The sequence below is a fragment of the Streptomyces flavusporus genome, from assembly GCF_046267975.1.
Taxonomy (GTDB): Bacteria; Actinomycetota; Actinomycetes; order Streptomycetales; family Streptomycetaceae; genus Streptomyces; species Streptomyces flavusporus.
Map to the genome: position 1 here is coordinate 3,771,788 of NZ_CP176503.1, position 20,698 is coordinate 3,792,485.

20 protein-coding genes and 1 pseudogene are annotated in these 20,698 nt (G+C 70.8%); 13 read left to right on the plus strand and 8 right to left on the minus strand.

The annotated features are described in order from the left end of the window. Window positions 1-54: 54 nt before the first annotated feature. The 4 genes from ACKTSN_RS17765 to ACKTSN_RS17780 all read left to right on the plus strand — a co-directional run bounded on the left by ACKTSN_RS17765 (window position 55) and on the right by ACKTSN_RS17780 (window position 2,758). Window positions 55-1,638, plus strand: a complete 1,584-nt coding sequence (locus ACKTSN_RS17765; protein WP_409470024.1) for an acyl-CoA carboxylase subunit beta — start codon at window positions 55-57, stop codon at window positions 1,636-1,638. A gap of 17 nt (window positions 1,639-1,655) precedes the next feature. Next, window positions 1,656-1,865: an acyl-CoA carboxylase epsilon subunit gene (locus ACKTSN_RS17770; protein WP_224734961.1), complete on the plus strand. Its 210-nt coding sequence runs from the start codon at window positions 1,656-1,658 to the stop codon at window positions 1,863-1,865. A gap of 112 nt (window positions 1,866-1,977) precedes the next feature. Further along, complete coding sequence (gene mmpB / locus ACKTSN_RS17775) at window positions 1,978-2,106, plus strand: morphogenic membrane protein MmpB (RefSeq protein ID WP_409470025.1); 129 nt, start codon at window positions 1,978-1,980, stop codon at window positions 2,104-2,106. 31 nt (window positions 2,107-2,137) lie between these two features. Beyond that, on the plus strand, window positions 2,138-2,758 hold the full coding sequence (locus ACKTSN_RS17780) for a Maf family protein (RefSeq protein WP_409470026.1): 621 nt from the start codon (window positions 2,138-2,140) through the stop codon (window positions 2,756-2,758). Here ACKTSN_RS17780 and ACKTSN_RS17785 read toward each other — a convergent pair. Beyond that, window positions 2,727-3,203, minus strand: coding sequence for a hypothetical protein (locus ACKTSN_RS17785; RefSeq protein ID WP_409470027.1), 477 nt, complete (start codon window positions 3,201-3,203; stop codon window positions 2,727-2,729). The genes ACKTSN_RS17780 and ACKTSN_RS17785 overlap by 32 nt on opposite strands. A 391-nt stretch (window positions 3,204-3,594) precedes the next feature. Here ACKTSN_RS17785 and ACKTSN_RS17790 point away from each other — a divergent pair, with 391 nt between their 5' ends. Beyond that, complete coding sequence (locus ACKTSN_RS17790; protein ID WP_409470028.1) at window positions 3,595-5,367, plus strand: acetyl/propionyl/methylcrotonyl-CoA carboxylase subunit alpha; 1,773 nt, start codon at window positions 3,595-3,597, stop codon at window positions 5,365-5,367. A 216-nt stretch (window positions 5,368-5,583) separates the two neighbouring features. On the opposite strand, the gene ACKTSN_RS17795 is transcribed toward ACKTSN_RS17790, so the two are convergent. After that, on the minus strand, window positions 5,584-6,552 hold the full coding sequence (locus ACKTSN_RS17795; RefSeq protein WP_409470029.1) for a DeoR/GlpR family DNA-binding transcription regulator: 969 nt from the start codon (window positions 6,550-6,552) through the stop codon (window positions 5,584-5,586). A gap of 167 nt (window positions 6,553-6,719) precedes the next feature. After that, window positions 6,720-8,168: an NAD(P)H-quinone dehydrogenase gene (locus ACKTSN_RS17800; RefSeq protein ID WP_409470030.1), complete on the minus strand. Its 1,449-nt coding sequence runs from the start codon at window positions 8,166-8,168 to the stop codon at window positions 6,720-6,722. A 105-nt stretch (window positions 8,169-8,273) separates the two neighbouring features. Between ACKTSN_RS17800 and ACKTSN_RS17805 the strand changes: the two genes are divergently transcribed. From ACKTSN_RS17805 to ACKTSN_RS17815, 3 genes are all read left to right on the plus strand, one after another. After that, entirely contained in the window at window positions 8,274-8,711 is a 438-nt protein-coding gene (locus tag ACKTSN_RS17805) for a gamma-glutamylcyclotransferase (RefSeq protein ID WP_224734967.1), read from the plus strand. Between the two features lie 114 nt (window positions 8,712-8,825). Further along, a complete protein-coding gene (locus tag ACKTSN_RS17810; protein ID WP_409470031.1) occupies window positions 8,826-9,650 on the plus strand; it encodes a purine-nucleoside phosphorylase in 825 nt (274 codons plus the stop codon). Window positions 9,651-9,728: 78 nt separating this feature from the next. Continuing rightward, complete coding sequence (locus ACKTSN_RS17815; RefSeq protein ID WP_409470032.1) at window positions 9,729-11,375, plus strand: phospho-sugar mutase; 1,647 nt, start codon at window positions 9,729-9,731, stop codon at window positions 11,373-11,375. Window positions 11,376-11,421: 46 nt separating this feature from the next. On the opposite strand, the gene ACKTSN_RS17820 is transcribed toward ACKTSN_RS17815, so the two are convergent. Genes ACKTSN_RS17820 through deoC form a run of 3 tightly spaced genes read right to left on the minus strand, consistent with a single transcriptional unit; the run spans window position 11,422 to window position 14,697 of the window. Next, window positions 11,422-12,312 (minus strand): aldehyde dehydrogenase family protein, encoded by an 891-nt coding sequence (locus ACKTSN_RS17820; protein WP_409470033.1) that lies wholly within the window; start codon window positions 12,310-12,312, stop codon window positions 11,422-11,424. Next, complete coding sequence (locus ACKTSN_RS17825; RefSeq protein ID WP_409470034.1) at window positions 12,305-13,741, minus strand: aldehyde dehydrogenase family protein; 1,437 nt, start codon at window positions 13,739-13,741, stop codon at window positions 12,305-12,307. Before ACKTSN_RS17825 ends, ACKTSN_RS17820 begins: the two co-directional genes overlap by 8 nt. Window positions 13,742-13,746: 5 nt before the next feature. Next, entirely contained in the window at window positions 13,747-14,697 is a 951-nt protein-coding gene (deoC, locus tag ACKTSN_RS17830) for a deoxyribose-phosphate aldolase (protein WP_409470035.1), read from the minus strand. 116 nt (window positions 14,698-14,813) lie between these two features. On the opposite strand from deoC, the gene ACKTSN_RS17835 reads away from it, so the two are divergent. Then, the gene (locus ACKTSN_RS17835; RefSeq protein ID WP_409474854.1) at window positions 14,814-15,488 is read left to right on the plus strand and encodes a PH domain-containing protein; all 675 of its coding nucleotides are present in this window, start codon (window positions 14,814-14,816) and stop codon (window positions 15,486-15,488) included. A 35-nt stretch (window positions 15,489-15,523) separates the two neighbouring features. On the opposite strand, the pseudogene ACKTSN_RS17840 reads toward ACKTSN_RS17835, so the two are convergent. Then, window positions 15,524-15,918: pseudogene (locus ACKTSN_RS17840) on the minus strand (hypothetical protein). A gap of 34 nt (window positions 15,919-15,952) precedes the next feature. Here ACKTSN_RS17840 and ACKTSN_RS17845 point away from each other — a divergent pair. Continuing rightward, the gene (locus tag ACKTSN_RS17845) at window positions 15,953-16,657 is read left to right on the plus strand and encodes a uridine kinase family protein (RefSeq protein WP_409470036.1); all 705 of its coding nucleotides are present in this window, start codon (window positions 15,953-15,955) and stop codon (window positions 16,655-16,657) included. A 126-nt stretch (window positions 16,658-16,783) separates the two neighbouring features. Here the strand turns inward: ACKTSN_RS17845 and ACKTSN_RS17850 are convergent, their stop codons facing one another. Beyond that, window positions 16,784-17,554, minus strand: coding sequence for a SigE family RNA polymerase sigma factor (locus tag ACKTSN_RS17850; RefSeq protein WP_409470037.1), 771 nt, complete (start codon window positions 17,552-17,554; stop codon window positions 16,784-16,786). Window positions 17,555-17,815: 261 nt separating this feature from the next. Here ACKTSN_RS17850 and afsQ1 point away from each other — a divergent pair, with 261 nt between their 5' ends. From afsQ1 to ACKTSN_RS17865, 3 genes are read left to right on the plus strand one after another with little or no spacing between them, the layout of a single operon-like run. After that, complete coding sequence (afsQ1, locus tag ACKTSN_RS17855) at window positions 17,816-18,493, plus strand: two-component system response regulator AfsQ1 (RefSeq protein ID WP_043503601.1); 678 nt, start codon at window positions 17,816-17,818, stop codon at window positions 18,491-18,493. Between the two features lie 17 nt (window positions 18,494-18,510). Beyond that, window positions 18,511-20,055, plus strand: coding sequence for an ATP-binding protein (locus ACKTSN_RS17860; protein WP_409474855.1), 1,545 nt, complete (start codon window positions 18,511-18,513; stop codon window positions 20,053-20,055). After that, window positions 20,055-20,660 (plus strand): hypothetical protein, encoded by a 606-nt coding sequence (locus ACKTSN_RS17865; protein ID WP_409470038.1) that lies wholly within the window; start codon window positions 20,055-20,057, stop codon window positions 20,658-20,660. The genes ACKTSN_RS17860 and ACKTSN_RS17865 overlap by 1 nt, the downstream gene beginning before the upstream one ends. The last annotated feature ends 38 nt before the right edge of the window (window positions 20,661-20,698 follow it).

Genomic DNA, 20,698 nt, shown 5'->3' on the forward strand with positions numbered 1-20,698 from the left:
CGCTACGGATGAGTAACCGTCCCCCCTTTTGAGCAGGCAGGGAGCCGCATCCCGATGTCCGAGCCGGAAGAGATCGACATTCACACCACCGCCGGGAAGCTCGCGGATCTCCAGCGCCGCATCCAGGAGGCGACCCACGCCGGTTCGGAACGAGCCGTCGAAAAGCAGCACGCCAAGGGCAAGCTGACGGCCCGTGAGCGCATCGAGCTGCTGCTCGACGAGGAGTCCTTCGTCGAACTGGACGAGTTCGCCCGGCACCGCTCCACCAACTTCGGACTGGAGAAGAACCGGCCGTACGGGGACGGGGTCGTCACCGGGTACGGGACCGTCGACGGGCGTCCGGTCGCCGTCTTCTCCCAGGACTTCACCGTGTTCGGCGGTGCGCTGGGCGAGGTCTACGGGCAGAAGATCGTCAAGGTGATGGACTTCGCGCTGAAGACCGGCTGCCCGGTCATCGGCATCAACGACTCCGGCGGGGCCCGCATCCAGGAGGGCGTCGCCTCGCTGGGGGCGTACGGCGAGATCTTCCGCCGCAACACCCACGCCTCCGGGGTGATCCCGCAGATCAGCCTGGTGGTCGGCCCCTGCGCGGGCGGTGCGGTCTACTCACCGGCGATCACCGATTTCACCGTCATGGTCGACCAGACCTCGCACATGTTCATCACCGGCCCGGACGTCATCAAGACGGTCACCGGCGAGGACGTCGGCTTCGAGGAGCTGGGCGGCGCCCGGACCCACAACTCCGCCTCCGGTGTGGCCCACCACATGGCCGGGGACGAGAAGGACGCCATCGAGTACGTCAAGCAGCTGCTGTCGTACCTGCCGTCCAACAACCTCACCGAACCGCCCGCGTTCCCGGAAGAGGCGGACCTCACCGTCACGGACGAGGACCGCGAGCTGGACACGCTCGTCCCGGACAGCGCGAACCAGCCGTACGACATGCACACGGTGATCGAACACGTGCTGGACGACGCCGAGTTCTTCGAGACGCAGCCGCTGTTCGCGCCGAACATCGTCACCGGCTTCGGCCGCGTCGAGGGCCGCCCGGTCGGCATCGTCGCCAACCAGCCGATGCAGTTCGCCGGGTGCCTGGACATCAAGGCCAGCGAGAAGGCGGCCCGCTTCGTGCGCACCTGCGACGCCTTCAACGTCCCGGTCATCACCTTCGTCGACGTCCCCGGCTTCCTGCCCGGCGTCGACCAGGAGCACGACGGCATCATCCGCCGCGGCGCCAAGCTGATCTACGCCTACGCCGAGGCGACCGTCCCGCTCATCACGGTCATCACCCGCAAGGCCTTCGGCGGGGCGTACGACGTCATGGGCTCCAAGCACCTGGGCGCCGACCTCAACCTCGCCTGGCCGACCGCCCAGATCGCCGTGATGGGCGCCCAGGGCGCGGTCAACATCCTGCACCGCCGCACCATCGCCGAGGCGGATGACGTGGAGGCCACCCGGGCGCGGCTCATGCAGGAGTACGAGGACACCCTCCTCAACCCGTACATCGCGGCCGAGCGCGGCTACATCGACGCGGTGATCATGCCGTCGGACACCCGGGGCCACATCGTGCGCGGGCTGCGTCAGCTGCGGACGAAGCGGGAATCCCTGCCTCCGAAGAAGCACGGCAACATCCCCCTCTAGGCCTGCTGGGAGCCGAGATGACGATCAAGGTCGTACGGGGCAATCCGACCCCTGAGGAGCTCGCCGCCGCCCTGGCGGTGGTCAGGGCCCGCGCCGCGGCGGCATCCACCACACCGCCCGGCGCGCCCGGCCCGAGGGACTCCTGGTCGGACCCGTCCCGCATCGCCGCCCGCCGCCTGCCCCAACCGGGCCCGGCGGTCTGGGCACGTACGTACTGGCCCGCCTGAAGCACGTCCGCGACGACTTCGGCGACCACCTGCAGGTGGTCGCCGAAGTCGTGCAAAAGTTGAGTACGCGTACTCAGGCGCCGCCCGACGTCACCGCCCGACGATCGAGGGCATGCTGTGGTCCGACCCGGAGAACGAGCCGCCCGAGGAACTGCGTGAGACGCAGGCGATGGTGCGGCGACTGGGCGTCCTCGTGGCGCTGGCCATGGTGCTCGTGATGATCGTGATCGGGCTGGGATGAGCCGCCCGGGCGACGCCGTTACGCTGACCGCATGACTGATCAGCCGCGCCGCCGACTCGTCCTCGCCTCCCAGTCCCCCGCCCGGCTCGGGCTGCTGCGCCAGGCCGGACTCGACCCCGAGGTCATCGTGAGCGGCGTCGACGAGGACGCGGTCACCGCACCGACCCCTGCCGAGTTGGCGCTCGCCCTCGCCGAGGCGAAGGCCTCCGTGGTGGCCGCCAAGCCCGAGGTCCAGGGCGCCCTGGTGATCGGCTGCGACTCGGTGCTCGAACTGGACGGCCAGGCCCTGGGCAAGCCCGCGGACGCCGAGGAGGCCACCGCACGCTGGAAGGCGATGCGCGGACGGGCCGGGACGCTCCAGACCGGCCACTGCATCTACGACACGCTCAGCGGGCGGTACGCCTCCGGCACCGCCTCCACCGTCGTCCACTTCGGCGACCCCACCGACGAGGAGATCGCCGCGTACGTCGCCTCCGGCGAGCCCCTCTACGTCGCCGGGGCCTTCACCCTCGACGGCCGCTCGGCCCCGTTCATCGACGGCATCGACGGCGACCACGGCAACGTGATCGGCATCAGCCTGCCGCTGGTCCGCCGGCTGCTGGCCGAACTGGGCGTCGGAATCACGGAGTTGTGGGCGCAGGCGGAGGAGTGACCGGGGAGCCGTCGTCCCCCTTGCCGCCCTCGGGTACGGCGTCGGCCGGCTCCGCCTGGGCGTCGTACGTCATGAGCAGCAGCACGATGAGCCCGAGCACGACCATCATGAACAGGAACGCCGTCCAGCCCACCAGCCCCCACGTGAACGCGCCCAGCAGACCGTGCACCACCGCGGCGCTGATCAGCAGGACCCGGCCGAGCCCGGCGGGGGCGCGGTCGCGCAGGGCGACCAGGAGCGCGACCAGGCCGCACAGGGCGAAGTAGAGACCGAAGACGATCCCGCCGATCTTCGAGGACACGGACATCATGTCCGGGTCGAGCCCCGCCAGGGACATGTCCTGCCGGTCGACCACGACCCCCAGGAACCAGTTCAGTGCCGCTACGCCGAGCGCCTCCACGAAGAGCAAGACCGCCACGATCCACGCCACCGGCCTGCGCACCACCGGTCCCCACCCACTTCCCGAGCCGTCGAGCTGTCGAGCGTCATCCGATCAGCACTGCTGTTACCCCAAGTACGTTCGAGCCATCGCGAACGCTACTAACGGGTAAACGTCGGGACAAGGGTTCTGCGGAGAGCAAAGATGCGTTGGGCCATTCGTAGGGACTCGACAAAGAAATGGAGTGGGGCGCAGCACGCTCTCACAGAGACCTTGACCACATTGGAGGGCTAGGGTTTTCCGGAGGAATCCTGCGTACCGCCGTGCCACAAGGGATTTCGCGGGTCGAGCGAGCCTCGAATCACGCTCCGTGTGGGCAAGCTCACCATTGGGGACGGGTCGAAGTGCCGTGTCGGCAGTCCCTAAACTCGGCTTGTTTCAAGGAGGGAGCCTCATCGTGCGCAAGGTGCTCATCGCCAACCGTGGCGAAATCGCTGTCCGCGTTGCCCGGGCCTGCCGGGACGCCGGTATCGCGAGCGTGGCCGTCTACGCCGACCCGGACCGGGACGCTCTGCATGTCCGTGCCGCGGATGAGGCGTTCGCCCTGGGCGGTGACACCCCCGCCACCAGCTATCTCGACATCGAGAAGGTCCTCAAGGCCGCTCGCGAGTCCGGTGCGGACGCCATCCATCCGGGCTACGGCTTCCTCTCCGAGAACGCCGAGTTCGCGCAGGCGGTCCTGGACGCGGGCCTGATCTGGATCGGCCCGCCGCCGCAGGCGATCCGGGACCTGGGCGACAAGGTCGCCGCCCGGCACATCGCCCAGCGCGCCGGGGCCCCGCTGGTCGCCGGCACGCCGGACCCGGTGTCCGGCGCCGACGAGGTCGTCGCGTTCGCCGAGGAGCACGGCCTGCCCATCGCGATCAAGGCCGCCTTCGGTGGCGGTGGCCGCGGCCTGAAGGTCGCGCGGACCCTCGAAGAGGTGCCCGAGCTGTACGACTCCGCCGTGCGTGAGGCGGTGGCCGCGTTCGGGCGCGGGGAGTGCTTCGTCGAGCGCTACCTGGACAAGCCCCGGCACGTGGAGACCCAGTGCCTGGCCGACCAGCACGGCAACGTGGTCGTCGTGTCGACGCGTGACTGCTCGCTGCAGCGGCGGCACCAGAAGCTGGTCGAGGAGGCCCCGGCGCCGTTCCTGTCGGACAAGCAGGTCTCCGAGCTGTACCGGGCGTCGAAGGCCATCCTCAAGGAGGCCGGGTACGTCGGCGCGGGCACCGTGGAGTTCCTCGTCGGCCTCGACGGCACGATCTCCTTCCTGGAGGTCAACACCCGCCTCCAGGTCGAGCACCCGGTCACCGAGGAGGTCACCGGCATCGACCTCGTCCGCGAGATGTTCCGCATCGCCGACGGCGAGGAGCTCGGCTACGGCGACCCCGTCATCCGCGGCCACTCCTTCGAGTTCCGCATCAACGGCGAGGACCCCGGCCGCAACTTCCTGCCCGCCCCCGGCACGGTGACCACGTTCGCCCCGCCGTCTGGCCCCGGCGTGCGGCTGGACGCCGGTGTGGAGTCCGGCAGCGTGATCGGCCCGGCCTGGGACTCCCTGCTCGCCAAGCTGATCGTCACCGGTGCCACCCGTCAGCAGGCCCTGCAGCGGGCCGCCCGTGCGCTGGAGGAGTTCCAGGTGGAGGGCATGGCCACGGCCATCCCGTTCCACCGCGCGGTGGTCACGGACCCGGCGTTCGCCCCCGAACTCACCGGTTCCACCGAGCCGTTCACGGTCCACACCCGGTGGATCGAGACCGAGTTCGTCAACGAGATCAAGCCCTTCACGGCCCCCGCCGTCGGGGAGGCGGAGGAGGAGCCGGGTCGCGAGACGGTCGTCGTCGAGGTCGGCGGCAAGCGTCTGGAGGTCTCCCTGCCGTCCTCCCTCGGCATGTCCCTGGCCCGCACCGGCCTCGCCGCCGGCGCCAAGCCCAAGCGACGCGCCGCGAAGAAGTCCGGCCCCATGGCCTCCGGCGACACCCTCGCCTCGCCCATGCAGGGCACCATCGTCAAGATCGCCGTCGAGGAGGGCCAGGAGGTCAAGGAAGGCGACCTGGTCGTCGTCCTGGAGGCGATGAAGATGGAGCAGCCCCTCAACGCCCACAAGTCCGGCACCATCAAGGGCCTGAGCGCGGAGGTCGGCGCGTCGGTCACGTCGGGCGCGGCGATCTGCGAGATCAAGGACTGACAGGGCTGACACGGGATCGGCGCGTCGGCCAGATGCGACGCGTCGATCCACGGACCGCGGACTGACACGGCTGACCCAGGGTCGGGCGTCACGTCCGGCGCGGCGGATCGCGGACTGACCCGGCCGACACAGGATCGACGGGTCGGTCACGTCCGGCGCGGCGAACCGCGGATCTGATGACTGACACGACCGTCGGCGGGCCTGCCCGCCGACGGTTCAGCGTCGCCGCAGGTCCGCCACCCGTGCCCGGTCCGTCCCCGGTGTCTGGTCGCCCAGGACCGCGGCCGTGCGCAGGGTCGGGCCACCGGGGACCTGGCCGCGGCGCGGGCCCGGGAGAGGTACGTCCCGGCGCTGCTGACGCGCCGGGGCGGCATCACCCCCCACGCTTCCGTTTCCCGACGCGCCCGTCCCCGCCACGGCGATCTGGACGCCCTGGTCGGCCAGGGCCTGCAACTCGGTGGCCGCGCGGTCGTCGTGCGGCGGGGGCTCGTCCGTCACCAGGCGGGTGATCACGTCGGTCGGGACCGTCTGGAACATCGTGTCCGTGCCGAGCTTGGTGTGGTCCGCGAGGACCACGACCTCCGCGGCGGCCTGGACGAGGGCCCGGTCGACGGACGCCGAGAGCATGTTGGACGTGGACAGACCGCGTTCGGCGGTCAGCCCGCTCCCGGAGAGGAAGGCCCTCGACACCCGCAGCCCCTGGAGGGACTGCTCGGCGCCGGAGCCGACGAGGGCGTAGTTGGAACCGCGGAGTGTCCCGCCCGTCATCACGACCTCCACCCGGTTGGCGTGGGCCAAGGCCTGGGCCACCAGGAGGGAGTTGGTGACGACGGTCAGGCCGGGCACCCGCGCGAGCCGGCGGGCCAGCTCCTGCGTGGTCGTACCCGCCCCGACGACGATGGCCTCGCCCTCTTCGACCAGGCCCGCGGCGAGGTCGGCGATGGCCGTCTTCTCGGCGGTCGCGAGATGTGACTTCTGCGGAAAGCCGGACTCCCGCGTGAATCCGCCCGGCAGTACCGCACCGCCGTGCCGGCGGTCGAGGAGTCCTTCTGCCTCCAGTGCGCGCACGTCCCGCCGTACGGTCACTTCGGAGGTCTGGACGACGCGGGCGAGCTCACGGAGCGACACGGCTCCGTTCGCTCGCACCATTTCGAGGATCAACTGGCGACGTTCTGCAGCGAACACGAAACTGACAGTAACCCCAACGACCGTCTGGTTTCAGCAGTTTGCGCCGAATAACAGAAGTTGTTCGCACACAACAGCGGGAAGTGGTATAGGGGTGTACTCCCGTTGCCTATGCCGTCCGCATGGTCGGCAACTCCCCGTGACCAGCGGGGAGTCGGTTTCGGCCGTCAGCTCTCGGCGGTCGCCTTGCGGGTGTGGAGCTGTCGGGCCACCTCGGCGATCGACCCCGAAAGGGAGGGGTACACGGTGAACGCGTTCGCGATCTGTTCGACCGTCAGGTTGTTGTCGACGGCGATCGAGATGGGGTGGATCAGTTCCGAGGCGCGCGGCGACACGACCACACCGCCGACCACGATCCCGGTCCCCGGCCGGCAGAAGATCTTGACGAAGCCGTCCCGGATGCCCTGCATCTTGGCGCGTGGGTTGCGCAGCAGCGGCAGCTTCACGACCCGGGCGTCGATGATGCCGCCGTCCACGTCGGCCTGGGTGTAGCCGACGGTGGCGATCTCGGGGTCGGTGAAGACGTTCGAGGAGACCGTCTTGAGGTTGAGCGGGGCCACCGTCTCACCGAGGAAGTGGTACATGGCGATACGGCCCTGCATGGCGGCGACGGACGCGAGGGCGAAGACGCCGGTGACGTCACCGGCCGCGTACACGCCCGGAGCGGTCGTGCGGGAGACCTTGTCGGTCCAGATGTGCCCGGAGTCGCGCAGCTTGACGCCCGCCTCCTCCAGGCCCATGCCCGCGGAGTTGGGGACGGCGCCGACGGCCATCAGACAGTGCGAGCCGACGATGACCCGCCCGTCGGCGAGGGTGATCTCGACCCGGTCGCCGACCCGCTTGGCGGCGGCGGCGCGGGAGCGGGCCATGACGTTCATGCCGCGGCGCCGGAAGACGTCCTCCAGCACGCCGGCCGCGTCCGGGTCCTCGCCGGGCAGCACGCGGTCGCGGGAGGAGACGAGGGTGACCTTGGAGCCGAGGGCCTGGTAGGCGCCGGCGAACTCGGCGCCGGTGACACCGGAGCCGACCACGATGAGCTCCTCGGGGAGCTCGTCGAGGTCGTAGACCTGGGTCCAGTTGAGGATGCGCTCACCGTCCGGCCTGGCGTCGGGCAGCTCGCGCGGGTGACCGCCGGTGGCGATGAGGACGGCGTCGGCGATGAGGGTCTCCTCGGTGCCGTCGGCGGCGCGCACGACGACCTTGCGCGAGCCGTCGAGGGCCTGCATGCCCTCCAGCCGGCCGCGGCCGCGCAGCACCCGGGCACCGGCCCGGGTGACGGAGGCGGTGATGTCGTGGGACTGGGCGAGCGCGAGCCGCTTGACCCGTCGGTTGACCTTGCCGAGGTCGACGCCGATGATGCGGGCGGCCATCTCCTCGGGCGGGGTGTCGTCCGCGACGATGATCCCCAGCTCCTCGTAGGAGGAGTCGAAGGTGGTCATCACCTCGGCCGTGGCGATGAGGGTCTTGGACGGCACGCAGTCGGTCAGTACCGACGCTCCGCCCAGACCGTCGCAGTCGACGACGGTCACCTCCGCGCCGAGTTGTGCGGCGACCAGCGCCGCTTCGTATCCGCCGGGTCCGCCGCCGATGATCACGATCCGAGTCACGTACTCCATTGTCCCGCACCCTTCAACGTGCGACCGCCCCGGGGCCCACTCCGGCTACCACAGGTACCCCTGGGACGGAAGTGACACTCGAGCCGACTGCCGTACGCTCGACCCATGTCCCTCCACGCCGCGTACGCCGCCCATCTCGACGCGCGGCTGATGTCGCGCCGCGCCCCGCACTCGCCGATGCGGGCCACAGGGTGGCTGAACGGCTGGCGGCTGACGTTCGGCGGCGAGCACATGGGGTGGGAGGGGGCGCTGGCGACCGTCGTCGAGTCGCCCGGCTCCCAGGTCTTCGTGGCGCTGTACGACATCGCACCGATGGACGAGGAGTCACTCGACCGGTGGGTCGGCGTCGGCCTCGAGGTCTACCGCCGGATGCGGATCCGCGTACACACCCTCGACGGCGAGGAGACGGCCTGGGCGTACGTTCTGAACGCCTACGAGGGCGGCCTGCCGTCGGCCCGCTACCTGGGCGAGATCGCGGACGCGGCGGAATCGGCCGGGGCGCCACACGATTACGTGATGGAGCTGCGCAAGAGGCCCTGCTGAGGGCTTGCCGCCCCTCCGCGCGGCAGCCTTCGTCGGAAACGACAAGACAACGATCGCCATCCCGTGACCTCCGTCATCTACGCGCGTAGGCCGAGACCGGCTACCCTCGTGCGCGTGAACGCATCTCTTCTTCCGGACGACATCCAGGGCGACCCGTACGCCGCCGCCGACGCCGCCGCCGCGCGCCTGCGCGAACTCACCGGCGCCGAGTCCCACGACGTCGCTCTCGTGATGGGCTCCGGCTGGGCTCCGGCCGTGGACGCGCTCGGCGCTCCCGAGGTCGAGTTCCAGGTCACCGAGCTGCCCGGATTCCCGCCGCCGGCCGTCGCGGGCCACGGCGGCAAGATCCGCACGTACCGGATCGGCGACAAGCGTGCCCTGGTCTTCCTCGGCCGCACCCACTACTACGAGGGCCGCGGCGTCGCCGCCGTGGCGCACGGCGTGCGCACCGCCGTCGCCGCCGGCTGCAAGACCGTCGTGCTCACCAACGGCTGCGGCGGCCTGCGCGAGGGCATGCGGCCGGGCCAGCCGGTCCTGATCAGCGACCACATCAACCTCACCGCCACGTCCCCGATCGTCGGCGCGAACTTCGTCGACCTCACCGACCTGTACTCCCCGCGGCTGCGCGCCCTGTGCAAGGAGATCGACCCCACCCTGGAGGAGGGCGTCTACGCGCAGTTCCCCGGCCCGCACTACGAGACGCCGGCCGAGATCCGCATGGCTCGCGTCATCGGCGCGGACCTGGTGGGCATGTCGACGGTCCTCGAGGCCATCGCCGCGCGCGAGGCGGGCGCCGAGGTGCTGGGCATCTCCCTGGTGACCAACCTCGCGGCGGGCATGACCGGCGAGCCGCTGAACCACGAGGAGGTTCTGCAGGCGGGCCGGGACTCGGCGGCGCGGATGGGCGCCCTGCTGGGTCAGGTGCTCGACCGGCTGTAGATCACTGCCGGTGGATCACCCGCCGGTGGATGACCGCAGCGCCCACACCGTACGAACACAACGAGAGGTTGACCCGACGTGCACGACGATCTCCTCGCACGGGCCCAGGCGTGGCTGGCCGAGGACCCCGACGCGGACACCCGTGCGGAACTCGCCGCGCTGATCGACGCCAAGGACGTCGCCGAGCTGGCCGCGCGGTTCAGCGGCACGCTGCAGTTCGGCACGGCGGGTCTGCGGGGCGAGCTCGGTGCCGGGCCGATGCGGATGAACCGGTCGGTGGTCATCCGCGCCGCCGCCGGTCTCGCCGCGTACCTCAAGAAGCAGGGGCAGTCCCAGCGGGACGGAGGCGCCGGCCTCGTCGTCATCGGCTACGACGCCCGGCACAAGTCGGAGGACTTCGCCCGCGACACCGCCGCGGTGATGACCGGCGCCGGTCTGCGCGCCGCCGTCCTGCCGCGGCCGCTGCCCACCCCCGTGCTGGCGTTCGCGATAAGGCACCTGGGCGCGGTCGCCGGGGTCGAGGTCACCGCCAGCCACAACCCGCCCCGCGACAACGGCTACAAGGTGTACCTCGGCGACGGCTCCCAGATCGTGCCGCCCGCCGACACCGAGATCGCCGCCGAGATCGCCGCCGTACGGTCCCTGAACGACGTCCCCCGCCCCGCCGCCGGCTGGGAGACCCTCGACGACGGCGTCCTGGACGCCTACCTGGCCCGCACGGACGCGGTCCTGGCCCCCGGGTCCCCCCGCACCGCCCGGACCGTCTACACGGCGATGCACGGCGTCGGCAGGGACACCCTTCTCGCCGCCTTCGCCCGCGCCGGCTTCCCGGAGCCCGTCCTCGTCGCGGAACAGGCCGACCCGGACCCGGACTTCCCCACCGTCGCCTTCCCCAACCCGGAAGAGCCCGGCGCGATGGACCTGGCCTTCGCGAAGGCCCGCGAGACGGAGCCGGACCTGATCATCGCCAACGACCCGGACGCCGACCGCTGCGCAGCCGCGGTGAAGGACGGCGCCGACTGGCGCATGCTCCGCGGCGACGAGGTCGGCGCGCTGCTCGGCGCGCACCTCGTGCACCGCGGCGTACAGGGCACCTTCGCCGAGTCGATCGTCTCGTCCTCCCTCCTCGGCCGGATCGCCGAGAAGGCGGGGCTCCCCTACGAGGAGACCCTCACCGGCTTCAAGTGGATCGCCCGCGTCGAGGGCCTGCGCTACGGCTACGAGGAGGCCCTCGGCTACTGCGTCGACCCCGACGGCGTACGCGACAAGGACGGCATCACCGCGGCCCTCCTCATCACGGAACTCGCCTCGCAGCTCAAGGCCGAGAACCGCACCCTTCTCGACCTGCTGGACGATCTCGCCGTGGAGCACGGCCTGCACGCCACCGACCAGCTCTCGGTCCGCGTCGAGGACCTGTCGGTCATCGCGAACGCCATGCGCCGCCTGCGCGAGCAGCCGCCCACCCATCTGGCGGGCCTGACGATCACGAAGTCCGAGGACCTCACCCAGGGCACCGAGAAGCTCCCGCCCACGGACGGCCTGCGCTACACGCTCGACGGCGCCCGCGTGATCGTCCGTCCGAGCGGCACGGAGCCGAAGCTGAAGTGCTACCTGGAGGTCGTGGTCCCGGTCGCCACCCACGCCGGCCTCCCGGCCGCCCGGACGAAGGCGGCGCAGCTGCTGGCGGCGATCAGGCGGGACCTGTCGGCAGCGTCCGGCATCTGAAACGACGGCGGACCGGGGCCCTCGAGGGCCCCGGTCCGCCGTCGTTTCAGTAGGAGGAGCCGGACGCGCCCAGCGACCCTGTCGGGTGCCAGACCGTCTTGGTCTCCAGGAACGCCGTCATGCGGTCGATGCCCGGCGTCTCCGCGTAATCCACAGCCTGTGGACGCAGGACGCGCTTGAGGTTGTCCGCGGCGGCGATCTCCAGCTCCTTCGCCAGGTCGGCGTCCGCGCCCGCGAGGTCGATCGCGTTGACGTCCTGGTGCGCGGCCAGCGGGGCCGCGATCTCCGCCGTACGGCCGGAGAGGACGTTCACGACGCCGCCGGGGAGGTCCGAGGTGGCCAGGACCTCGCCCAGGGAGAGCGCCGGGAGGGGCGACTTCTCGGAGGCGACCACGATCGCGGTGTTGCCGGTTGCGATCACCGGGGCCACCACGGAGACCAGGCCCAGGAAGGAGGACTCCTGGGGGGCCAGGACCGCGACCACGCCCGTCGGTTCCGGGGAGGAGAGGTTGAAGTAGGGCCCCGCGACCGGGTTCCCGCCACCCACCACCTGGGCGATCTTGTCCGTCCAGCCCGCGTACCAGACCCAGCGGTCGATCGCCGCGTCGACCTGCGCGGCCGCCTTCGACTTCGACAGTCCCTCGGCATCGGCGACCTCGCGCACGAACTGCTCGCGCCGGCCCTCCAGCATCTCGGCGATGCGGTAGAGGATCTGGCCGCGGTTGTAGGCCGTCGCCCCGGACCACGCGCCGAACGCCTTGCGGGCGGCGACCACCGCGTCACGGGCGTCCTTGCGGGAGGACAGCGGAGCGTTGGCCAGCCAGTTGCCCTTGGAGTCGGTCACTTCGTACACCCGGCCGCTTTCGGAGCGGGGGAACTTGCCCCCGACGTACAGCTTGTAGGTCTTGAAGACGGAGAGTCGGGTCGCGTCAGACATCGAGGTACGCCTCCAGGCCGTGGCGGCCGCCCTCGCGGCCGAAGCCCGACTCCTTGTAGCCGCCGAACGGCGAGGTCGGGTCGAACTTGTTGAACGTGTTGGACCAGACGACACCCGCGCGGAGCTTGTTCGCGACCGCCAGGATGCGCGAGCCCTTCTCCGTCCAGATGCCCGCCGACAGTCCGTACGGGGTGTTGTTGGCCTTGGCGACCGCCTCGTCCGGGGTGCGGAACGTCAGCACCGACAGCACCGGGCCGAAGATCTCGTCCCGGGCGACCGTGTGCGCCTGGGTGACGTTCGTGAACAGCGTCGGGGCGAACCAGTAGCCGCTCTCCGGCAGTTCGCAGGCCGGGGACCAGCGCTCGGCGCCTTCGGCCTCGCCCTGCTCGGCGAGTGCGGTGATACGGGCCAGCTGCTCGGCGGAGTTGATCGCGCCGATGTCCGTGTTCTTGTCCAGGGGGTCGCCCAGGCGGAGCGTCGACAGGCGACGCTTCAGCGACTCGAGCAGCTCGTCCTGGATCGACTCCTGCACCAGGAGACGGCTGCCTGCGCAGCAGACCTGCCCCTGGTTGAAGAAGATGCCGTTCACGATGCCCTCGACGGCCTGGTCGATCGGGGCGTCGTCGAAGACGATGTTCGCGCCCTTGCCGCCCAGTTCGAGCGTGAGCTTCTTGTTCGTGCCGGCAACCGTACGGGCGATCTCCTTGCCGACCGCTGTGGAGCCGGTGAAGGCGACCTTGTTGACGTCCGGATGCGCGACGATCGCGGCGCCTGTGTCGCCGTAGCCGGGGAGGATGTTGACGACGCCCTTCGGCAGACCCGCCTGGCGGCAGATGTCCGCGAAGAAGAGCGCGGAGAGCGGAGTCGTCTCCGCCGGCTTGAGGACGACCGTGTTGCCGGTCGCCAACGCCGGGGCGATCTTCCACGCCAGCATCAGCAGGGGAAAGTTCCAGGGGATGACCTGGCCCGCCACGCCCAGCGGCTTCGGCGACGGTCCGAAGCCGGCGTGGCCGAGCTTGTCGGCCCAGCCCGCGTAGTAGAAGAAGTGCGCCGCTACGAGAGGCAGGTCGGCGTCCCTCGTCTCCTTGATCGGCTTGCCGTTGTCCAGGGTTTCCAGGACCGCCAGCTCGCGGGCGCGCTCCTGGATGATGCGGGCGATGCGGAACAGGTACTTGGCGCGCTCGGCACCGGGCAGCGCCGACCATTTCTCGAAGGCCTTCCGGGCAGCCTTCACCGCCCGGTCGACGTCCGCCTCGCCCGCCTGGGCGACCTCCGAGAGGACCTCCTCGGTCGACGGGCTGATCGTCTTGAAGACCTTGCCGTCCGCCGCCTCGGTGAACTCGCCGTCGATGAACAGGCCGTAGGAGGGCGCGATGTCGACGATGGCGCGGGACTCGGGCGCGGGTGCGTACTCGAATGCGGATGCCATGGTGATCAGTCCACCGTCACGTAGTCGGGGCCGGAGTAGCGGCCGGTGGCCAGCTTCTGACGCTGCATCAGCAGGTCGTTCAGGAGCGAGGAGGCGCCGAAGCGGAACCAGTGGTTGTCCAGCCAGTCCTCGCCGACGGTCTCGTTGACCAGGACCAGGAACTTGACGGCGTCCTTGCTGGTGCGGATGCCACCGGCGGGCTTCACGCCGACCTGGACGCCGGTCTGCGCACGGAAGTCCCGTACGGCCTCCAGCATGAGCAGGGTGTTCGCCGGGGTCGCGTTCACCGCCACCTTGCCGGTCGACGTCTTGATGAAGTCGGCGCCCGCCAGCATGCCGAGCCAGCTGGCCCGGCGGATGTTGTCGTACGTCGACAGCTCACCCGTCTCGAAGATGACCTTCAGACGGGCGGACGTCCCGCAGGCCTCCTTCACGGCGACGATCTCGTCGTACACCTTCATGTACCGGCCCGAGAGGAACGCCCCCCGGTCGATGACCATGTCGATCTCGTCGGCGCCCGCGGCCACGGCGTCGCGCACGTCCGCCAGCTTCACGGCGAGCGGGGCGCGGCCGGCCGGGAACGCGGTGGCGACCGAGGCGACCTTGACGGTGGAGCCGGCGACGGCCTCCTTGGCGTGGGGCACCATGTCGGGGTAGACGCAGACAGCCGCGGTCGCCGGGGTCGTACGGTCCGTCGGGTCCGGGTGGACCGCCTTGGCGCCGAGCGCCCGGACCTTGCCCGGGGTGTCCGCGCCTTCCAGCGTCGTCAGGTCGACCATCGAGATGGCGAGGTCGATGGCGTACGCCTTGGCGGTCGTCTTGATGGAACGGGTGCCGAGCGAGGCGGCGCGCGCCTCCAGGCCGACCGCGTCGACGCCGGGCAGCCCGTGGAGGAAGCGGCGCAGCATGCTGTCGGAGGCCGCCACGTCCGTGAGGGTGTGTGCAGAGGTGGGCATGGTCACCAGACGAGCATATCTACGCGCGTAGCGGCTGTACACCCCTCCTGCCCACCCCCTCCTGCAGGAACCCACCGCGCATGAGCGATGCCGACGGTGTCGTGCAGAATCGGGGCATGACGACCCCGGACCACCAGTCACCAGCGCCGCAGCCGCCCGGCCCCACGAGCAGGGACCGTATCTACCGGTCGCCCATGGGCCTCGTCGGCGGTGTCCTGCTGCTCGCCCTCGCCGCCTGGCTCGGCATCGACGCGATGGTGTCGGGCGAGGGCCGTACGCCCTGGCTGGCGCTCGGCGCGCTGCTCGTCGTGGTGCCGCTGGTCGTCGCCTTCACCGTCCGCCCCGCCGTGTTCGCGGGCGAAGACAGACTGCGGGTGCGCAACCCGTTCCGCGCCATCGTGCTGCCCTGGGGCGAGGTCGCCTCGCTGCGGTCGGGGTACACCAACGAGGTCGTCGCCAAGTCCGGCACCAAGTACCAGCTGTGGGCCGTCCCCGTCTCACTCCGGGGCCGAAAGCGCGCGGCACGCAAGGAGGCCCGACGCGAGGCGGAGCAGAGCGGCCGGGGCGGCGGCCGGGGTGTCGTCCGAGGCCTCGGGGGCGGGGGCGCCATGCCGGACGGACCGGTCCGCGCCGAAAGCGACCAGATCATCCACGACCTGCGCCAGATACTGGAGGCCCGGGAGAAGGCAGCGACCGCACAGGGCGAGGTGACGGTCCGCTGGGCGTATGAGCTGGTGGCACCGGCAGTGGCGGGGGCGGCACTGTTGGTGATCTTGTCAGCGTTGGGGTGACGGCTGCCGACACACGTGGGACGCCTGCACGCGGCTTACGCGCCCGAACGGACACGGCCTCCTGCCACCTGAGCCTGCCGACGCGCCCAAGCCCCCCACCGCCCGCAAGCCGCCGAACCCACCTGGCGTGGCGACACGCCCCCAACCGACGGCACCTGCGCCACCGGCCCCGTGAGGTCCCGGGACATCACCGGCTTGAAGTCGGCCACTGCGTGCCGACGCCGTTGTCAAGGGGGTCGACGCCGGTGCCGGCGAGGGGGTTGGGCTTGAGACCGGTGACGGGGCCGGTGGCGTGGCGGAAGGCCTGGAAACCCGCCTGGGGGTCGGTCCTGCCGAGGGAGACGGGGTGGCCGGCCGGTTCGGCGTCGGCGGCGGCAGCGTTCGTCGCGCCCGCCCCGAGGGCCACGCCGACGGTCGCGAGGGCGACCAGGGGTAATCAGGTCCATGCAGAGGGTAGTTGAGGTGTGACGCACGCATCAAAGGCGACCCGCGGGGTCGTTCGGGAGTCGGGCGATGCCTCACACTGGTGTCCCGTGAGTTCCCATCCACCCATACCCACCCGGGTCGTGCTGCTCTGCGGCCCGTCCGGCTCCGGAAAGTCCCTCCTCTCCGCCCGCTCCGGCCTGCCGGTGCTGCGGCTCGACGACTTCTACAAGGAGGGCACCGACCCGACGCTGCCGCTGGTGGCGGGGAGCTCCGACATCGACTGGGACCACCCCGAGTCGTGGGACGCGGACGCGGCCGTCGCCGCGATCGAGGAACTGTGCCGCACGGGCCGTACGAACGTCCCGGTGTACGACATCTCGCTCAGCGCCCGCACCGGCGAGGACACCGTCGACATCGGCCGGACCCCGCTGTTCGTCGCAGAGGGCGTCTTCGCCGCCGAGATCGTGACGCACTGCCGGGAACTCGGGGTCCTCGCCGACGCACTGTGCCTGAGCCGTGGCCCGGTGCGGACCTTCCGCCGACGCTTCCTGCGCGACCTGAAGGAGGGACGCAAGTCGGTCCCCTTCCTGCTGCGGCGCGGCTGGCGTCTGATGCGCGCCGAGCGGTCCATCGTGGCCCGGCAGACCGCGCAGGGGGCGTACGCCTGCGACAAGGACGAGGCGATGGGCCGGCTGGCGGCCGCGGCGGCAGGCCGGTGCACAACGGCTCGTACGACGGCCTGAAACTCACGCGCCTGCAGCGACACCCACACACAAAAGCGGGACTGGACGGACCCCCCGGCCCTCCAGTCCCGCTCCCCCGTGGTGCTCCCCCGTGTCCCCCTGGTACCCCCCGTATCCCCCCAACCTTCAGGCAACAAGCTCCCCGAAGGCGTCCTCCTCGTCACGGCCGAAGCTGAGGACCTCGTCCTCGCGCAGCCGGCGGAGGGACCGCCAGATGCTGGACTTCACCGTGCCGACACTGATGTCGAGGATCTCCGCGATCTCCGGGTCGGTGCGGCCCTCGTAGTACCGGAGGACCAGCATCGTCCGCTGGAGTTCGGGCAGCCGGGCCAGCGCCTGCCACAGGACCGCGCGCAGCTCGGTGCCGCGCATCGCGTCCGTGTCGCCGGGCGTCTCCGGCAGTTCCTCGGTCGGGTACTCGTTCAGCTTGCGGCGCCGCCACGCGCTGATGTGCAGGTTGGTCATCGTCCGCCGGAGGTATCCCCCGACGGCCGCCTTGTCACTGATCCGGTCCCACGCCCTGTACGTCGAGAAGAGGGCGCTCTGCAGAAGGTCCTCGGCCTCGAAGCGGTCACCGGTGAGGTGGTAGGCGGTTGCGTACAGGGAGGCGCGGCGCTCCTGGACGTAGGCGGTGAACTCCGCCTCCGACAGCGAGCGACGCCGCTCCCCCGATTCCTCCCCGTACGCGGCTCCCCCGTGCGTTTCCCCCGTGAAGCCGTCAACCACCGCCATGTAGGGCTGAAGCCCTTGCTGCGCATACGCGGTGTGCTGACGCCCGGTGCCGCGAGCGCACCCCCGCCCGCTCACGGCACCGGACTTCTCGGAACCCCGGTGCGTGCTCACGTCGTGCAGACGCGTGACCACTGCGCTGGTGCTGGTGCCGTGCAGCGTGTTCATCTCGCGCCCCCCGTCGTGGACTTGCCGGTGTTCGGCCCTGCTCCGTCTTGCTTCCGTGCTGTGCCAAAAGCTTGCCCGGGGACCTTCATGACCGTGTCCGCCAACTGTCACAGAGCTGTCACAGGGGCCGGTCGTATGTCGTTCGTACGAGACACACAGCGTGGCGTACGAGACGCACAGCATGGTCACGGAGAAGAGCCGTACGGCTACGCAGTCGCCCGAGTGTCGAAACGCCACCCCACCATGGGCCAGAATGAGCCCGTGCCTTCCCTGTTGCTGATCGAGGACGACGACGCCATCCGTACGGCCCTGGAGCTCTCACTGACGCGCCAGGGACACCGCGTGGCGACCGCTGCCAGCGGTGAGGACGGTCTGAAGCTGCTGCGTGAGCAGCGACCGGATCTGATCGTGCTGGATGTGATGCTGCCCGGCATCGACGGGTTCGAGGTGTGCCGGCGCATCCGGCGCACGGACCAGTTGCCGATCATTCTGCTCACCGCGCGCAGCGATGACATCGATGTGGTCGTCGGGCTGGAGTCCGGGGCCGACGACTATGTCGTCAAGCCGGTGCAGGGGCGGGTGCTCGACGCGCGAATCCGGGCGGTGCTGCGACGCGGCGAGCGGGAGTCGAACGACGCGGCGTCGTTCGGCAGCCTCGTCATCGACCGTGCGGCGATGACCGTGACCAAGAACGGCGAGGACCTCCAGCTGACCCCGACCGAGCTGCGGCTGCTGCTCGAACTGAGCCGGCGGCCGGGTCAGGCGCTGTCCCGCCAGCAGCTGCTGCGCCTCGTCTGGGAGCACGACTATCTCGGTGACTCGCGGCTGGTGGACGCCTGTGTCCAGCGGCTGCGTGCCAAGGTCGAGGACGTGCCGTCGTCCCCGACTCTGATCCGAACCGTGCGTGGTGTCGGCTACCGGCTGGATCCGCCTCAGTGACTGACCGGCAAGGGGGAATGCGCGGCTGGGCCGCGGCACGCAGGGGAGTTCTGTCGACGCTGCGGTTCACCAGTCTGCGGTTCAGGCTGGTCGTGGTGTTCGGGCTGGTGGCGCTGGCCGCCGCGGTGTCCGCGTCCGGGATCGCGTACTGGCTCAACCGCGAGGCCGTGCTCACCCGTACCCAGGACGCGGTGCTGCGGGACTTCGAGCAGGAGATGGAGAACCGCGCGGGTGCGCTGCCCGAGCATCCAGGCCAGGACGAACTCCAACGCACCGCCGGTCAGATGGCGAGCAGCAGCCAGCGTTTCAGCGTGCTGCTCGTCGCGAAGGACGCGAGCGGCAGGACGGTGTACGGCAGTTCCGGCGGCCTCAACGACGGCTTCGCGCTGGAGGACGTACCGAAGTCGCTGCGCAAGGCCGTCAACAAGCAGCAGCCGCTGACCTCGAACAACAAGTCGCCGTACCACCTGTACTGGCAGCGGGTCGTCGATGACGGCACGCCGTATCTCGTCGCCGGTACGCGGGTGATCGGGGGCGGGCCGACCGGCTACATGCTCAAGTCGCTGGAGCCGGAGGCGAAGGACCTCAACTCGCTGGCCTGGTCGCTGGGGATCGCCACCGGTCTCGCGCTGATCGGCTCGGCGCTGCTCGCACAGGCCGCCGCGACGACCGTACTGAAGCCGGTGCACCGGCTGGCTGTCGCCGCGCGCCGGCTCGGTGAGGGCAAGCTGGACACGCGGCTCAGGGTGTCCGGGACCGATGAACTGGCCGATCTGTCCCGGACGTTCAACCAGGCCGCCGAGGCGCTGGAGAAGCGGGTCGCGGACATGGCCGCGCGGGACGAGGCGTCCCGGCGGTTCGTGGCGGACATGAGCCATGAGCTGCGTACGCCGCTCACCGCGATCACCGCCGTGACCGAGGTGCTGGAGGAGGAGCTGGACTCCGAGGGCGGCGGCATCGACCCGATGATCGAGCCCGCGGTGCGGCTGGTGGTGAGCGAGACGCGGCGGCTGAACGACCTGGTCGAGAACCTGATGGAGGTCACCCGCTTCGACGCGGGCACCGCCCGGCTGGTCGCGGACGACGTCGACGTCGCCGACCAGATCACCGCCTGCATCGACGCGCGGGCCTGGCTCGACGCGGTGGAGCTGGACGCCGAACGTGGCATCCACGCCCGGCTCGACCCGCGCCGACTGGACGTGATCATGGCCAACCTGATCGGCAACGCGCTCAAGCACGGCGGTTCGCCGGTGCGGGTGTCCGTGCGGGAGGCGGACGAGGAGGTCGTGATCCGGGTGCGGGACCACGGGCCCGGCATCCCCGAGGACGTCCTGCCGCACGTCTTCGACCGGTTCTACAAGGCGAGCGCCTCCCGGCCGCGCTCCGAGGGCAGCGGGCTCGGCCTGTCCATCGCCCTGGAGAACGCGCACATCCACGGCGGCGAGATCACCGCCGCCAACTCCCCCGAGGGCGGCGCGGTGTTCACGCTGCGGCTGCCGCGGGACGCCTCGGCGCTCGCGCAGGCGGCCGAGGAGGAGCGCTCGGAGAAGGGGGACGCCTGATGAAGGCAGCTGGACGTCTGCTGGCGCTTCCCCTGCTCGCGGGGCTGCTCGCCGGGTGCGGGATCCGGGCCACGGAGGTGCCGACGGACTTCGGGCCCGCGCCGTCGCGCGCGCACTGCTCCCTCACCGGGGCGGACATCACCACCCAGTCCTCGCGCGGGATGCCGGTGCAGGTGTTCCTGCTGTGCGGCTCGTCGCTGGTGCCCGTCGACCGGGCCGTGCGCGTCCCCGAGGGCGCGGCGGACTCCGAGCGGCGGGTGCCGGTGGCGCAGGGGCTGCTGGACGAGCTCGCCAAGGCGCCGTCGGCCCGTGAGAAGGAGGCCGGGTACTCCACGGACGTACGCGGCGGCATCACCGTGAGCGGTCCGGGCCCCAGGGACCCCGAGGACACGCTGCGCCTCACCACCGCCCCCGAGACGCTCACCTCGTACGCTCTCGCCCAGATCGTCTGTACGTTCTCCGACTCGGCGGCGGCCGAGGGCGACGGTTCGGTGATCCTCGGCGGCCCGAGCGCCGAGGAGCCCCGCCGTTACGAGTGCACGGACGAGGTGCGCTCCCGGCCGGGCTCGGTGGAGCCGCCGTCGACGGAGGTCACAGGCGGCTGAACCCGGGTGTGGCGCAGGCCTCACCCGGGTAGGGGGTG